The following is a 15,686-nucleotide window of genomic DNA, read 5'->3' on the forward strand; positions in this document are numbered from 1 at the left end:
TTTACCTTTAATAAGAAATCTACATCTATTAGATTTCACCCATCCATCGAAATTCAAGATTATTAATTAGATAATAAATTCATTTCTCCAACCTAATACCTATTGTTATGACCCGTATTGAAAATTCAAGTTTCGGAAAAGAATTCATGAATAATTTAATTAATCGTAATCCCGGTGAGGTCGAATTTCATCAGGCTGTACATGAAGTCACTGAATCTCTACTCGATTTTATTGAAGACAACCCCAAGTATAAAAATGCCAAAATTTTGGAACGCATGTCTGAAGCCGAACGCATTATTATTTTTAGAGTGCCCTGGGTAGATGACAAAGGAAATATTCAGGTAAACAGAGGCTATAGAGTTGAAATGAATTCAGCAATTGGGCCTTATAAGGGTGGACTACGATTTCACCCAACCGTCAATCTGGGGATATTAAAATTTCTAGCCTTCGAACAGGTGTTCAAAAATAGCTTAACAACTTTGCCAATGGGTGGGGGTAAAGGCGGATCGGATTTCGACCCCAAACAAAAAACAGATGGTGAAGTTATGAGATTCTGCCAAAGTTTTATGACCGAACTTTCGAAACATATTGGACCTAATACCGATGTTCCCGCTGGAGATATTGGTGTTGGCGGACGTGAGATTGGCTTCCTTTTTGGTCAATACAAAAGATTGAGAAATGAATTTACCGGTGTATTAACCGGGAAAGGACGGGAATGGGGAGGCAGTTTAATTCGTCCCGAAGCAACTGGCTATGGTAATGTGTATTTTGCAGAAGAGATGCTAAAAACCCAAAATGACAATTTCAAAGGTAAAATAGTAAGCATATCAGGATCGGGCAATGTCGCTCAGTTCACAGCTGAAAAGATTATTGAGCTTGGAGGAAAAGTCGTTACGCTTTCTGATTCTTCCGGTTTTATTTACGATGCTGACGGGATAGATGAAGAAAAATTAAAGTTTGTTATGCGCCTTAAGAATATTAAAAGAGGGCGAATTGAAGAATACGCAAAAAAGTTTGGCGTAGAATACCACCCTAACGAAAGACCCTGGAAAATAAAATGTGATGTAGCTCTGCCCAGTGCAACTCAAAACGAGATCAATAAAGAAGAAGCTGAATTATTAATTAAGAATGGTTGCATTTGCGTTTCAGAAGGTGCAAATATGCCATCAACACCTGAGGCGATTGAGGTTTACCTAAAAAATAAAATTTTATTCGGTCCTGGGAAAGCTGCCAATGCAGGGGGTGTTTCAGTTTCAGGATTGGAAATGTCACAAAACTCTCTTCGATTAAGCTGGACTCGGGAAGAGGTTGACGCCCAACTCAAACGAATCATGCAGGATATTCATACCACCTGTGTAAAATATGGAAAGAACAAAGATGGCTTTGTTAACTACATGGATGGAGCCAATATTGGAGGCTTTGTAAAAGTTGCTGAAGCCATGCTGGCTCAAGGTTTAGTATAAAAAAAAAAGAGGCGCTATCGGCGCCTCTTTTCATTTCAACAAAAGAATCTTTTATTATAGCTCAATTGATCCTGCCAATCGAAATCCTCTTCCATCTTTTACAAAACTCAAATCACCCAATCTAAAATAAATTCCTCCTCGATAGGATACGCGTTCACATGCATCCGGAATATGATCGAAACAAACTGATTCAGGTGCCTCAACCCTAACGTAACCAACTTCAGGATAATACTGATAATATCGACCTCTTGCATAATAAAAATCACCATCACAATGATTAATTATAGTTGGCCTAACTGAAAATCTCACAACAACATCACCATATCTTGGATGCGCATAACATCTGTGTCCATGATGCTTATAATAACGACGAACAGCATGCTTGTGGTGATTATGCCCTTGATGCACATGTCTATCATATCGATCATGATGACGATGTCTTACAATTCTATCATTGTGATAATGATCCCCATCATAATGTCTGGTTCTTACCTTTGAATATTGCTTATCTTGGTGTCTATCTTTTTTATGACTTTTGGCATGATAGTTTCTCTTGTTATCATGCTTATTTTCTTTGGTTCTCTTGGTGTATTTGCTCTTTTCATGTCTGCCTCTCTCATCTTGGTGAGAACGGTGTTGAGCAAATGTAGGTAGTCCTGAAAATATAATTGCTGTTACCAATACTGTACCGGCAACCAACTTCTTTAATATCGATCTTCTCATGGCAATTGTATTTAAGTTTTTAAATAATCGTCATCCTCTGGTAGGGACAAATCTTAAACTGATATATCACTGTTTTTATTGCTCTATACAGCAAAGCTTGTGCCATAAAAATAAGAAAGCACCAAACACAAGCGCATTTGATGCTCTAAGAATATGAAATACAATTAGTTCAAACTTATTTTATTTGTTTTCTGCTGTTCCTCAGTAGCTCGGTCGGTAAAACTTCTTTTCTTAGGTCGGATTAAAACTCTCAAAGATTGATCAGAAGTAAAGTAGTTCCAAACCCAGTTAATTAAAATAAAGAACCGATTTTTAACCCCGACTATAGCCATTAGATGAACAAATAACCAAAGGATCCAAGCCATAAAACCTTGCATCTTTAAGCCAGGCAGATCAGCCACAGCCAAATTTTTTCCAATCGTTGCCAAAGATCCTCTATCCTTATAATGGAAAGTTTGCATCTTCTTATTCTTAAGTATATTCTTAAGATTCTTGGCCAAATTCCCGGCTTGTTGCAAACCAACCTGAGCAACCTGAGGATGTCCATTCTGAAATTCACCTTCTTTTTGAATAGACAAATCTCCTATGGCATATATATGATTCAAACCTGAAACTTGATTATACAAGTCAACACGCAATCGCCCCCCTCTTGTAGCTGCTATTTCAGAAATCCCTTTAATCGATCGGGCAGTTACACCAGCTGCCCAAACCAAGGTGTACGAATGAAAGGCTTCACCATTATCCAATTTAATTGACAATCCATCGTAATCTGCAACCCGAGCTTCAGTCTTAACAATCACACCCAATTTATTTAAATAGGCTTCTGCTTTCTTTGAAGCGACATCCGACATCCCATTCAGCAAGCGGTCTGAAGCTTCAAACAAATAAACATTCATCAAACTAAAATCAAGTTCTGGATAATCTTTAGGAAGAATATCTGATTTCATCTCTGCCAATGCGCCTGCCAGCTCAACCCCGGTTGGACCACCTCCAACCAAAACAATATTCATATAGTTGGCAGCCTTCTCAGGATCAGATTCATTAAGCGCTTTTTCGTAATTACGCAAAATTGAATTTCGAAGAAAAATGGCTTCAGAAACGGATTTCATTGGAATGGCGAATTGCTCGATATTCTTATTCCCGAAATAATTGGTATCAACTCCGGTAGCCAAAACCAAATGGTCGTATTTTAGTTTTCCCAAACTGGTATAAATCTCCTGAACATTGGGGTTTACCTCCAAAAGTTCTGCCATTCGAAAATGAACATTTTTACGTTTTTGAAAAATTTTACGCAATGGGAATGCAATAGAGCTTGGCTCCAAGCCCGATGTTGCCACTTGGTAAAATAAAGGCTGAAACTGGTGATAATTATTCTTATCAATTAAAACCACCTGATAGGCCGTATTGGCTAATTGACGCGCAAGCTTTAAACCTGCGAATCCACCCCCAATAATCACAACGCGCTTCTTTCCATTTTCAGGTATATGCTTAATATCTTCCATCTTATAATTATTAGAAAAATGACTCCAATCTCTTACTGGAATAAAAGATTCTTTTATCTGATACAAAATAAAGAACAAATTCTCTAATAATCTAATTTCATGCTATTTTTAACCTTTATAAAACAAATCCAAGTTTCGATTAGGCTCAAAACTTGGATCAATAATTAGATATTATATTCCGGACTATTTCTTTGCAGCAATAACTGACATTTCAACTAATAGTTCCGGTCGAGCCATTCGAGCTTCAACACAGGCACGAGCCGGCTGATGTCCATCCTCTACCCAAGCATCCCACACCTCATTCATTGCAGCAAAATCTTTCATGTCGCGCACATAAATAGTAACCGATAAAATGTGTTTCTTATCAGAGCCTGCTTGTTTCAATAACTCATCAATTTTTTCAAGAGTCGTTACTGTTTGTTCCTTAATATCTGCATTCGCATCTTTGGCTGTTTGTCCGCACAAATATATCGTCTGATTATGCTCTACAATTCGACTCATTCTGGGTGTTGAATCTTTTCTTATTATACTCATCGTGTATCGTATTTAAATTAATAGCGATCACGAAGATAATAAATCAACCTCTATACAAACATTTATTACTATCTTCATCAGAAAGTAATCCTGAAAAAACAATAATCATGAAAAAATCAGTTTGTGTCTTAGTTATATTAATAGGGCTCGCAGCCTGCAGTAATCGCTGTGCCTCAAAAGGTCAATCGAAAAATCCTCTTGAAGATTTAACTTGGCTGAAGGAATTAAAAGAATCTTTGAAAGATAGCGATGTTCAGAAAACGATTTATCAGGCTTCGTACAAAAAAGAAACCGTATTTTATTTGATGGTTACTGATCCTAGAGTCAGATTAGCCTTCGGAGTTACGCTGTGGGATTGCGAAGGTAAAGTAATACGAGAATTTAAATCAGGAGAATCTGAAGATTTTGAAAAACTGGTTATTGATAGAGTTGTTTTATACGAATACATCCCTAATAAAACAGAGTGATATTTATTCTTTCCCTCATAATTCTAATAATATAAAAAAAAGCGTCATTCCTAGGAATGACGCTTTTATTAATATATCGATTGTTCAAATTATTTCATACTGGCAATGCGATCTTCTAAAACCTTGATTTTAGCTTCAGCATCAGCCATTTTCTTCTTCTCCATTTCAATCACTTTGGCAGGCGCATTATTTACAAAACGCTCGTTGCTCATTTTCTTTTTAACAGACATTAAGAATCCTTGTGTGTATTTCAATTCTTCTTCCATCTTCTTAAGTTCTTCTTCAACATTAACAAGATCTCCAAGCGGAATAAAATATTCAATTGCATTCACAATAAATGACATGGCTCCAGTCATTTCACCATTTGCAACAGCAATTTCTTTCAGATTACACATTTTAGCCACAACACAGTCAAAAGAAGCATCGTAATTATCCTCTTTTGATTTGTAGTTCATCTCCAAAACTTCCTTGAAAGCAATATTTTTCTGCTTGCGGATATTACGAACAGCTACAATCACTTCTTTCACCTTCTCAAATTTTGCTAATAGCTTAGCATCATATGAATCTGGCTTAGGCATAACGGAAACCATGATGCTATCTTCTTCAGAACGATCGGCTAATAATTGCCAGATTTCCTCAGTTAAGAAAGGCATGAATGGGTGCAACAACTGCATCAACTTCTCGAAAAGAGAAACCGTTGAATCGAAAGTCTTCTTATCGATTGGTTGCTGATAAGCTGGCTTAACCATTTCCAAATACCATGATGAGAATTCATCGCGGAATAAGGTATACACAGTCATCAGAGCTTCGCTGATACGATATTGCTTAAACTGCTCATCCAATTGCTCCATGGTGTTGTTCAATCGAGCATGGAAAACTTCAGTTGCTATACGCGCATATTCAGGTTGTTCGATATCGGCAACATCCCAACCTTTAACCAAACGGAATGCATTCCAAATCTTCGTTGTAAAGTTACGTCCCTGTTCTGGTAAGTTTTCGTTGAATAGCAAGTCTCCTCCCGCAGGCGAACACAATAACATACCCACACGAACACCATCCGCACCATACTTAGAAATCAAGTCTAATGGATCTGGTGAATTACCCAATGACTTAGACATCTTACGTCCAATTTCATCACGTACAATACCAGTTAAATATACATTACTAAATGGCTTCTCTCCTTTATATTCATATCCTGCGATAACCATACGAGCAATCCAAAAGAATAGAATATCTGGTCCAGAAACCAAATCATTCGTTGGGTAATAATATTTGATTTCTTCATTTTCAGGATTACGAATACCGTCGAATACTGAAATAGGCCACAACCATGACGAGAACCATGTATCCAGTACATCCTCATCCTGACGTAAATCTTCAGCCTGATATGTTTTTCCTGTTTTAGCCGTAGCTTCAACTAAAGCTTCTTCAATTGTTTTGGCAACAACATAACCCCCTTCAGGCAAATAATAAACCGGAATGCGCTGTCCCCACCATAACTGACGAGAAATACACCAGTCCTTAACATTCTCCATCCAATGACGGTAAGTGTTTTTAAACTTAGCCGGATGCAATTGAATATCATCGTTCATGACATGCTCCAAAGCTGGCTCTGCCAATTCCTTCATATTAAGGAACCACTGCATACTCAGCTTAGGCTCGATAACCGCATCAGTACGTTCTGAGAAACCTACTTTGTTCACATAGTCTTCAACTTTAACCAAGTTACCGGCTTTCTCCAAATCAGGAAGAATCAAGTCACGAACTTCAAAACGATCTTTGCCAATGTAAAGCTGTGCCGCTTCACTCATGGTACCATTATCATTGAAAATATCAATGGTCTCCAAATTATGACGATCTCCAATTTCGTAGTCATGAATATCGTGAGCTGGTGTAATCTTTAGAGCACCCGTTCCGAATTCCATATCGACATATTCATCCTCTATAATAGGAATCGAGCGATTCACCAATGGTACGATACAACGCTTACCTCTTAATTGAGCAAAACGCTCGTCATTTGGATTGATACAAACTGCTGTATCACCCAGAATAGTTTCAGGACGAGTGGTTGCAATAGTAATATACTCATCGCTACCTTCAACCTGATATCTTAAATAATAAAGTTTCGATTGTAATTCTTTATGGATTACCTCTTCGTCAGAAACAGCTGTTTGCGCTGATGGATCCCAGTTCACCATACGAACTCCACGGTAGATTTTATCTTTCTTATACAAGTCGATAAACACATCGATTACCGAATCGTAAAGAGATTCGTCCATTGTAAATGCTGTACGCTCCCAGTCGCATGAAGCTCCCAATTTCTTAAGCTGCTCCAAGATGATACCACCATGCTTTTCTTTCCACTCCCAGGCATGTTTCATAAACTCTTCACGAGTGATATCTTCTTTAGAAATACCTTCTTGTCTAAGTTTATTTACAACCTTAGCCTCAGTAGCAATTGATGCATGGTCAGTACCTGGTACCCAACAGACATTCTTTCCCTGCAATCTAGCTCTACGGACCAATACATCCTGAATGGTATTGTTCAGCATATGCCCCATGTGTAACACACCGGTGACGTTTGGTGGCGGAATTACAATTGTATACGCCTCTCTCTCGTCTGGTACAGAGTGGAAGAATCCTTTATCCATCCAATACTTATACCACTTGTCCTCCGATTCTGCAGGATTGTACTTTGTTGGGATTTCCATTATTTATTGATTTACTGAGTTCTCAATTTCAAACCGCTAATTCCTAATCAACTGTCTTTCAATCGAAGCAACTCATATTTAGATAATAATTATTTGCAAAAAATTTGGCACGAAATTAAGAAATTCTCAGCTAAAAACCCTTGTTAAGTCGTAGATTTTAAATAAAGTCTGCACAAAATATCTTCCGGGCATTTTTCAGATTATCTAAAACACAAAAAAGAATCTAATTTCTACACCAATATTACGCACATTCAACCCTCCTGAAACAAAATCATAATTATAATTATTGTACAACTGAGAGTATTGCCAAAATCGCAATATCTAAAAAATACTCTAATGAAAAATCAGCTAAACAAAAACACGCAACTTTCTTCAGTGAAATTTACCTCCCCTTATAAATAACAGATTTTGTAAGAATTAGAGGAAAAATCGTACGCAAACGTTTCCGTAAAAAAGATAAAGACATCTTTTAATACAAAAAACACAAACAATTTTTATATATTTAAATATTAGTGTTGAAGAGCAGGTAAATATGGTATTAAATTTATGCCAATCTGAATATATTTGTCTTCGAATAGAGAAATATTTCTTCAATAAAGAACATCAAATTTTTAGTTATAATATATAATGTCGTTTTAGATAAAAACCATTTGGGTCTTTAAGCTTAATTTCTGAAAAGCGAGGTGGTGAATTTTTTTAGCGGCATGTTTAAAATTACGAATATGAAAATAACTGTTGTAGGCGCAGGTAATGTTGGCGCAACTTGTGCAAATTGCATCGCTCAAAAAGAATTGGCAAACGAAGTCATATTGGTTGATATCAAAGAAGGTTTATCTGAAGGTAAAGCTCTTGATATGTGGCAAACAGCTCCAATCAATTATTACAACACACACGTTAAAGGTGTAACTAATGATTACGCTGCCACTGCTGGTTCAGAGGTTGTCGTAATCACTTCGGGTCTTCCTCGTAAACCAGGCATGAGCCGTGATGACTTAATTTCAATCAACGCTGGCATCGTAAAATCAGTAACTGAGAACGTGGTAAAGCATTCTCCTGATGCTATCATTATTATCGTTTCGAATCCACTTGACGTGATGACTTACGCAGCTTTCTTAACTGCTAAAAAAGCATCGAATAAAGTGTTTGGTATGGCTGGTGTTCTAGACACTGCTCGCTACCGTGCTTTCCTAGCTGAGGAATTAAATGTTTCTCCTAAGGATATTCAAGCTTTACTAATGGGTGGTCATGGTGATACTATGGTTCCACTTCCACGTTACACAACTGTTGCGGGTATTCCTGTAACGGAGTTAATCGATGCTGATAAATTAGAAGCAATCATCGAAAGAACTAAAAAAGGTGGTGGTGAATTGGTTAACCTTATGGGAACTTCAGCTTGGTATGCTCCAGGTGCTGCCGCTGCTCAAATGGTTGAAGCCATCGTTCGCGATCAGAAGAGAATCTTCCCAGTTTGTGCACTTCTTAACGGCGAGTATGGCATGAAAGATATCTATTTAGGTGTACCTGTTAAGTTAGGCAAGAACGGTATCGAAGAGGTTATCGAGGTGAAACTGAACAAAGAAGAAATGGAACTTCTTGAAGGTTCAGCAGCTGCGGTAAAATCGGTTATGAAAGTTTTAGATGAGATGGATATTATGTAGTATCCAAATACGTCTTATATCACTTAAAGGCCTGGCATTTATGCCGGGCCTTTTTTATCGACCACTATCAACTGCCACAGGCATGATAAAACATTGATTTTACAATTTAACATCAATTAACCTCAAGACTCTATTGCATAACTTTCAGGCTTTATATATTAGCGACTCGTTTTAAAAGAAATCAATGAATCGATACGCCTTTACCATTTTACTTTTCTTAATTCCCCTGATCGGATCTGCTCAAAAAACAACGCTGATAAAAGGTCGGGTACTTGAATCAAATACACAAGTCTCAATTCCCGGAGCGACTATTCTATTCATTAACTCAAAAGATTCTCTGGATAGAACAGGAACGGTTACAAATAACAAAGGTGATTTCAACTTGAAAGTAAAACCTGGCCAATACGACTTATCGATCTCTTTTATTGGCTATCAAAAAATCAACACATCCCTTACTATTGATAAAAAAACAGTTGATATCGGGCAATTCAAGTTGACTGAAAACAAAAAAATGCTGGAAGAAATTCGTGTTGTTGAAACCCTTCCACCGACAAAACAAAAAGGAGATACAACCATTTTTAATCCTGAAGCCTACAAAGTTAATCCCGACGCAAGTGCAGAAGACCTGATAGCAAAAATGCCGGGTTTCTTTAATATTAACGGCAAGCTTTCGGCTCAGGGACAAACCGTTAAGGAGGTATTAGTAGATGGTAAAAAGTTTCTCGGCAACGACATCAACAAAACTTTAGAGACCATTCCAAGCGATGTTATTAAAAATGTTGAGGTATATGAATACAAAAGTGATGAATCGAAGTTCACAGGTTTCGAGGATAAAGAAAAAAAGAAGACCATTAATATTGTAACCAAACAAAAAAGCAAGCACATGCGCTTTGGTAGTTTGGCTGCAGGTATGGGGAAAGATGAAAAATATGCCATCAAGGCCAACCTCAATCAATTTTCTGAAAACAACCGATTTACTCTTACCGGAAACACAAAAAATGTAAATGCCCCACTTCATCTGAACCGTAAACGAACTTTTAGAAGATCGATAAACGGGAATGAGCTTCAACAAAACAAATTAGGACTCAATTTCAATACGCAAGGTGAACAAAAAAATGAATTTTCTGCAGGTTATAATTATTCAGATAACGAGACCAAAAACGAAAATCGGAGTCTGAGAACCTACACGTCATACCCCCTTGAAGGACAAACGCTTTCCCGGGAGAGCCATTCAGAAGATAATGAAGGGAGCCATAATCTTAACCTTTACTGGGAGATGAACTCCCATCCCAAGAATCAGATGACAATAAACTCCAATTTATCAACTTCTGATTCTCGATCAAAAAGCACCTCTAACTCCGAAACCCGTCTCTTTGATGCATTTCTAAATTCTAATAGCAATAATAAAAGTCAGAATAACACATCTGTCAATATCGATCAGCACCTATATTTTTCAAGAATGCTGAATGAAAATGGCCGAACGCTATCTATAAATGCATCTTACAACAGGAACGAAAATGATTCTGATGACAGTCAAATTTCTGAGATAAAAGGGGAAACAGAACAGACAAACCAAAACATCGATCAGAAATCAGATAATAATGCCAAGTCCGCAAATTTCAGGGCAGGCCTGTCATTCAATGAGAAAATCGGAAAAAAAGGCCAATTATCTGTCGGTTATAACTACTCAGTCAACACCGAGAAATCGAAAAAATCCAGTTATAATTTAGATGCTGACAATCAAATATACTCGCAACTTGACACCCTGACATCGAATCAATTTAAAAATTCGACAACAAACACGACGGGACGATTATCTTACAATCATCGCCTTAAAAATATAAGTGTCCGAATTGGTGCTGATTTTCAGCATACAACTCTCGAAAACGAAGAAACATTTCCAAAGCAGCATGAACTGAACAAGACCTATTTTTCAGTACTCCCATCGGCACAAATTTCGCTGACAATGCAAGAGAACAAGGTGCTTAATATCTTATATCGAATGGGTACATCAAACCCGAGGGCTAAACAACTGCAGGAAATCGTAAACATTTCAAATCCCCTGTTTATCTCAATGGGAAACTCAAAATTAAATCAAACATCAAGTCACAATCTGATGGTCTATTATTCAGCTTCGAATATGGAAACAGGCAGTTTCACGGCCTTTAATTTTAATGCAAGCAAAAGTAACAACATAATAGGTCGAAGAACAATTATCGCTCTGCAAGATACCCTTATCAACAACACGTATTCAATGCCCAAGGGCGGACAATTTTCACAGCCGACAAATTTGGACGGGAGATACAACCTACAAACAAGTTTCACGTACGGTATTCCAATCAAGAAACTTCAATCAAAATTAAACATCAATACCTCTGCAAATTTTTCGCATAACCCCACTTTGGTAAATAACCGGAAAGCATTTTCTAATATACTAAGCCTGGATCAAGATTTAAAACTCAGTTCAAACATTAGCGAAAGATTCGACTTTACCATTTCAAGCCTAACCCATTATACACGTTCTAAAAATACCGGACAAAACTCATCAGGAGCAAAATATCTCTCACAAACCAATAGCTTAAGTCTGTATTGGAATTTTGCAAAAAACCTAATTCTGAAAACCAGTACAAACTTCAAACACAGAAATAATATCAGTTCAAACACAGTTGAAAACAATTGCTTGCTTGACATAGGTTTATCCTGCAAAGTTTTCAAAAACAAAAGGGGTGAAATCTCTCTGGTTGCATACGATATTTTAAATCAAACCAGCGAAAAAAACCACTATGTAAACGACCTGTATACATCAGACAATTATTCTAAAAAGCTAAACAAATTCTACATGCTTAGTTTTACTTATAAAATCAGAAATAAAAAGAATGACGAGGTGAACTGAAACAGGAATGCAATCATACATCCTGTCCAAAAGTGATACATCTAATGTCTTCGCCTTAAAACACCCACCTGCAAGTAATATTTAAACGACTTTAAGTATTAATTCATAAAAGATCAGTATTCTTCCCTACCATTAGCTATCTTTGGTTCTCAATTAAAAAAATCAAGGTCAGAATGTTTATGAATAACTCACCCATCCATATCCCTATTGAAATTATAGAGCTTGAAACTCAAAGTTTTCATCTACTTATAAAATGTACTCTAAATGGTGAACAAGATGGCGATATGGTTATTGACACAGGTGCTTCAAAAACTGTATTTGATAGAAATTTCGTCCTAAATTATCAACATAAGGAAAAAGATAAAGATGAATTACAATCCTGTGGATTGGGAGGGGATGATATCGAATCAGATTTAGTCGAAATCGAAAGCTTGAGCTTTGGCGACTTTAAATCTGAGATTTTAAATGTTGTTCTCATCGATTTAAATCAGATCAATAAAATGTATGAGAAACATTGTCAACGACAAATATGTGGCTTATTGGGCAGCGATTTTTTACTGCGTCACCAAGCGATTATCGATTATCAGAAAAGTATCCTCATTTTAAACAAAAACCAATAAAACCCATCTAAAATATTGAGACTGAGCACAAAAATATAGTTCAAAAAAAATCAAAAAAAAATAATATATTTGTGCGTTAATTTAAGGTGAAAAATAAAAATATCACATAATAAGAATTTATTAAACCTAAACACATGCAAAATAAAGGAGCGATAAGACTGCTCGCTATTGTATTTGCCCTAGTGAGTTTGTATCAATTGACTTTTACCTACGTAACAAAGAAGGTTGAGAAAGATGCTCGACTGTACGGTGCTGGCGATATCAAGAAAGAGCAAACTTACCTGGATTCAATTCGAGGAGAAAAAGTATACAGTTTCTTAGGAATTAAGGGCTATACTTACAAAGAGTGTAAAGAGCTTGAGATGAACTTAGGGCTTGACCTTAAGGGGGGGATGAACGTTACAATGGAAGTTTCTGTTGTTGATATCATCAAAGCAATGGCTAATAACAGCAAGGATGAAACCTTTGTTGCTGCTATTGAAAAAGCGAAGCAGATGCAAGCTAACTCTCAGGATGACTTTGTTACTCTTTTCGGAAGAGCATTCAGCGAAATCAATCCTAGCGCTCAGTTATCTTCGCCAGATATTTTTGGTACGCTTGAACTAAAAGATAAAATCCCTTTTGGAGCTAAGAACGACGAAGTGTTAAAAGTTCTTAAGTCTGAAACTGAAGCAGCTATTGACAATACGTTCAACATCCTGCGTTCTCGTATCGACCGTTTTGGTGTGGCACAGCCTAACATTCAGAAAGCGGATGTTTCAGGTCGTATCATCATCGAACTTCCAGGTATTAAAGATGCCGCTCGTGTTCGTAAACTTCTTCAAGGGACTGCAAGTCTTGAATTCTGGGAAACTTTCACTTACAGTGAGGTTGGCGGAGCATTAAATGCGGTTAACACAAAGTTAGCTGAAATTAACGCTGCCAGCGAGGTTATCGAATCGAAACCTGAAGTTAAGAAAGAAGCTAAAGCTGACGAAGAAGTCGCTCTTCTAGACAAAATTGAAGGTGAGTCACAAGATTCATTAAGCAATGCTAAAGAGTTGGCTAAGAAATACCCTCTATTCTCAGTTCTTAATCCGAACCAAGGTAGAAGTGGATCATCTTTAGCTGTTGTGGGTTACTCACACATCAAAGATACAGCACGCGTCAACAACATTTTCGCAATGCCGGCTGTTAAATCTGTACTTCCTCGCAACTTGAAATTTTTCTGGGGAGTTAAGTCTATAGACGATGCAGGTAACATCTTTGAGCTTTATGCAATTAAAGTAACATCACGTGATGGTAAAGCACCTCTTGATGGTGATGCTGTAACTTCTGCTCGTGAGGAAATCGATCAAAGATCAGCCAGAGCTGAAGTCTCAATGAGCATGAACGGTGAAGGTTCTAAAGTTTGGGCACGTTTAACTAAGGATAACCTTCAGAGAGCAATTGCAATTGTTCTTGACGGTTATGTTTATTCTGCTCCTACAGTACAATCAGAAATTAAAGGAGGTTCCTCTTCAATTAGTGGTAACTTCACTATTGCTGAGGCAAAAGACCTTGCTAACATTCTTAAGTCAGGTAAACTACCTGCCCCAGCTCACATTATTGCTGATGAAGTTGTTGGTCCATCACTAGGGAAAGAGTCAATTCAAAAAGGGATGTGGTCATTCATTATCGCCTTTGTATTGATTCTATTCTATATGTTCTTCTTCTATAGCAAAGGCGCTGGTCTTACAGCAAATATTGCTTTGATTACCAACTTATTCTTCATCTTTGGAGTTTTAGCATCATTGGGTGCGGTATTAACCCTACCAGGTATAGCGGGTATTGTCCTGACAATCGGTATGTCGGTTGATGCGAACGTACTTATTTTTGAGCGTATTCAGGAAGAGATGAAAGCCGGTAAAGGTTTAAGTCTGGCAATCTCTGATGGTTATAAAAATGCTTACTCAGCAATTATCGATGGTAACTTAACAACCCTTTTAACCGGTATTATTCTTTACATTTTTGGTGAAGGTCCAATTAAAGGTTTCGCGACAACGCTTGTAATCGGTATTTTATCTTCATTATTTGCAGCGATTTTCATTACTCGTTTGTTCTTTGAAGGTAGCCTTAAGCGTAAGCGTAACATCACATTTACAACAAAACTTACTGACAATTGGTTACGTAATGCAAGCATTGCTTTCATTCAGAAAAGAAAAGTTTTCTATGTGATTTCTGCCATTGCGATCGTAATTTCTCTTGGATCATTATTCACTCGTGGATTGAATCAAGGTATTGACTTTACCGGAGGTAGAACATACGTTGTAGCTTTCGATCAGCCTGTAGTTGTTGGAGAAATTGCAAAATCTCTTGATGCTGTTTACGGACACGCTCCTGAGGTAAAAACATTTGGTGGTGATAACCAAGTTAAAATTTCAACTAAATACAAGATTGACGAAGAAGGTACAGAGGTTGATGATGAAGTAGAAGCAAAACTATATGAAGGATTGAAACAATATCTTCCAGCAGGAACTTCTCAGGAATCATTCCTTGAGAATAACCGCAAGATGTCTCAAAAAGTAGGTCCTACTATTGCTGATGATATTCGTCAGTCAGCAGTTTGGTCTATTTTATTCGCACTAATCGTGATTTTCCTTTACATCATGGTTCGTTTCTCTAACTGGCAGTATGGTTTAGGTGCGGTTGCTGCACTTGCTCACGATACAATTATTGTATTGGGTATCTTCTCTGCAACCTACAGTATCATGCCATTTTCATTAGAGATTGATCAAGCCTTTATTGCTGCGATTCTAACAGTAGTGGGTTATTCGATTAATGATACCGTGGTTGTATTTGACCGTATTCGTGAGTACTTGGGATTACATCCTAAGCGCGATCCGGAAGAGAATATCAACAATGCATTGAATAGTACATTGCGTCGTACATTTAGTACTTCTCTTTCTACTTTAGTTGTATTGTTAGCGATTTTCTTCTTCGGTGGAACATCTATTCAAGGTTTTACATTTGCATTAATTGTTGGTGTTGTAGTTGGTACATACTCTTCACTATTTATAGCAACGCCTATTGCTTACGATACCAAACTGCGTATTCAGAAAGTAATTTCTAAAAAGAAATAAGACGCATTCGTCTT

Annotated in this window: 10 protein-coding genes; 6 read left to right on the forward strand and 4 right to left on the reverse strand. The window is 37.2% G+C overall.

Going from position 1 to position 15,686, the window contains the following annotated elements; translation table 11 throughout:
• The first annotated feature begins 107 nt into the window (after positions 1–107).
• The gene (gdhA, locus tag EV201_RS15965) at positions 108–1,463 is read left to right on the forward strand and encodes an NADP-specific glutamate dehydrogenase (protein WP_130308649.1); all 1,356 of its coding nucleotides are present in this window, start codon (positions 108–110) and stop codon (positions 1,461–1,463) included.
• 54 nt (positions 1,464–1,517) lie between these two features.
• Here gdhA and EV201_RS15970 read toward each other — a convergent pair whose 3' ends face one another.
• The 3 genes from EV201_RS15970 to EV201_RS15980 all read right to left on the reverse strand — a co-directional run bounded on the left by EV201_RS15970 (position 1,518) and on the right by EV201_RS15980 (position 4,222).
• A complete protein-coding gene (locus tag EV201_RS15970; protein WP_130308650.1) occupies positions 1,518–2,186 on the reverse strand; it encodes a DUF6515 family protein in 669 nt (222 codons plus the stop codon).
• A gap of 164 nt (positions 2,187–2,350) precedes the next feature.
• Positions 2,351–3,688 (reverse strand): NAD(P)/FAD-dependent oxidoreductase, encoded by a 1,338-nt coding sequence (locus EV201_RS15975; RefSeq protein WP_130308651.1) that lies wholly within the window; start codon positions 3,686–3,688, stop codon positions 2,351–2,353.
• A 183-nt stretch (positions 3,689–3,871) separates the two neighbouring features.
• Complete coding sequence (locus EV201_RS15980) at positions 3,872–4,222, reverse strand: RidA family protein (RefSeq protein ID WP_130308652.1); 351 nt, start codon at positions 4,220–4,222, stop codon at positions 3,872–3,874.
• Positions 4,223–4,329: 107 nt separating this feature from the next.
• Between EV201_RS15980 and EV201_RS15985 the strand changes: the two genes are divergently transcribed.
• Complete coding sequence (locus tag EV201_RS15985; protein ID WP_130308653.1) at positions 4,330–4,689, forward strand: hypothetical protein; 360 nt, start codon at positions 4,330–4,332, stop codon at positions 4,687–4,689.
• An 89-nt stretch (positions 4,690–4,778) separates the two neighbouring features.
• On the opposite strand, the gene EV201_RS15990 is transcribed toward EV201_RS15985, so the two are convergent.
• Positions 4,779–7,400 (reverse strand): valine--tRNA ligase, encoded by a 2,622-nt coding sequence (locus EV201_RS15990; RefSeq protein ID WP_130308654.1) that lies wholly within the window; start codon positions 7,398–7,400, stop codon positions 4,779–4,781.
• 722 nt (positions 7,401–8,122) lie between these two features.
• On the opposite strand from EV201_RS15990, the gene mdh reads away from it, so the two are divergent.
• From mdh to secDF, 4 genes are all read left to right on the forward strand, one after another.
• Complete coding sequence (gene mdh, locus EV201_RS15995; protein ID WP_130308655.1) at positions 8,123–9,058, forward strand: malate dehydrogenase; 936 nt, start codon at positions 8,123–8,125, stop codon at positions 9,056–9,058.
• A 184-nt stretch (positions 9,059–9,242) separates the two neighbouring features.
• Positions 9,243–11,951: a TonB-dependent receptor gene (locus EV201_RS16000; RefSeq protein WP_130308656.1), complete on the forward strand. Its 2,709-nt coding sequence runs from the start codon at positions 9,243–9,245 to the stop codon at positions 11,949–11,951.
• A 179-nt stretch (positions 11,952–12,130) separates the two neighbouring features.
• A complete protein-coding gene (locus EV201_RS16005) occupies positions 12,131–12,571 on the forward strand; it encodes a retropepsin-like aspartic protease (protein ID WP_165389688.1) in 441 nt (146 codons plus the stop codon).
• 134 nt (positions 12,572–12,705) lie between these two features.
• The gene (gene secDF / locus EV201_RS16010) at positions 12,706–15,672 is read left to right on the forward strand and encodes a protein translocase subunit SecDF (protein ID WP_130308658.1); all 2,967 of its coding nucleotides are present in this window, start codon (positions 12,706–12,708) and stop codon (positions 15,670–15,672) included.
• Positions 15,673–15,686: the final 14 nt, after the last annotated feature.

The sequence above is a fragment of the Ancylomarina subtilis genome, from assembly GCF_004217115.1.
GTDB classification, from domain to species: domain Bacteria; phylum Bacteroidota; class Bacteroidia; order Bacteroidales; family Marinifilaceae; genus Ancylomarina; species Ancylomarina subtilis.

Excerpts from the sequence above, each read along its gene's own strand:
- EV201_RS15970 (WP_130308650.1), bottom strand. The coding sequence starts at position 2,186 with ATGAGAAGATCGATATTAAAGAAGTTGGTTGCCGGTACAGTATTGGTA.
- secDF (WP_130308658.1), top strand. The coding sequence starts at position 12,706 with ATGCAAAATAAAGGAGCGATAAGACTGCTCGCTATTGTATTTGCCCTA.
- EV201_RS15980 (WP_130308652.1), bottom strand. The coding sequence starts at position 4,222 with ATGAGTATAATAAGAAAAGATTCAACACCCAGAATGAGTCGAATTGTA.
- EV201_RS15985 (WP_130308653.1), top strand. The coding sequence starts at position 4,330 with ATGAAAAAATCAGTTTGTGTCTTAGTTATATTAATAGGGCTCGCAGCC.
- EV201_RS15975 (WP_130308651.1), bottom strand. The coding sequence starts at position 3,688 with ATGGAAGATATTAAGCATATACCTGAAAATGGAAAGAAGCGCGTTGTG.
- mdh (WP_130308655.1), top strand. The coding sequence starts at position 8,123 with ATGAAAATAACTGTTGTAGGCGCAGGTAATGTTGGCGCAACTTGTGCA.
- EV201_RS16005 (WP_165389688.1), top strand. The coding sequence starts at position 12,131 with ATGAATAACTCACCCATCCATATCCCTATTGAAATTATAGAGCTTGAA.
- EV201_RS16000 (WP_130308656.1), top strand. The coding sequence starts at position 9,243 with ATGAATCGATACGCCTTTACCATTTTACTTTTCTTAATTCCCCTGATC.
- EV201_RS15990 (WP_130308654.1), bottom strand. The coding sequence starts at position 7,400 with ATGGAAATCCCAACAAAGTACAATCCTGCAGAATCGGAGGACAAGTGG.
- gdhA (WP_130308649.1), top strand. The coding sequence starts at position 108 with ATGACCCGTATTGAAAATTCAAGTTTCGGAAAAGAATTCATGAATAAT.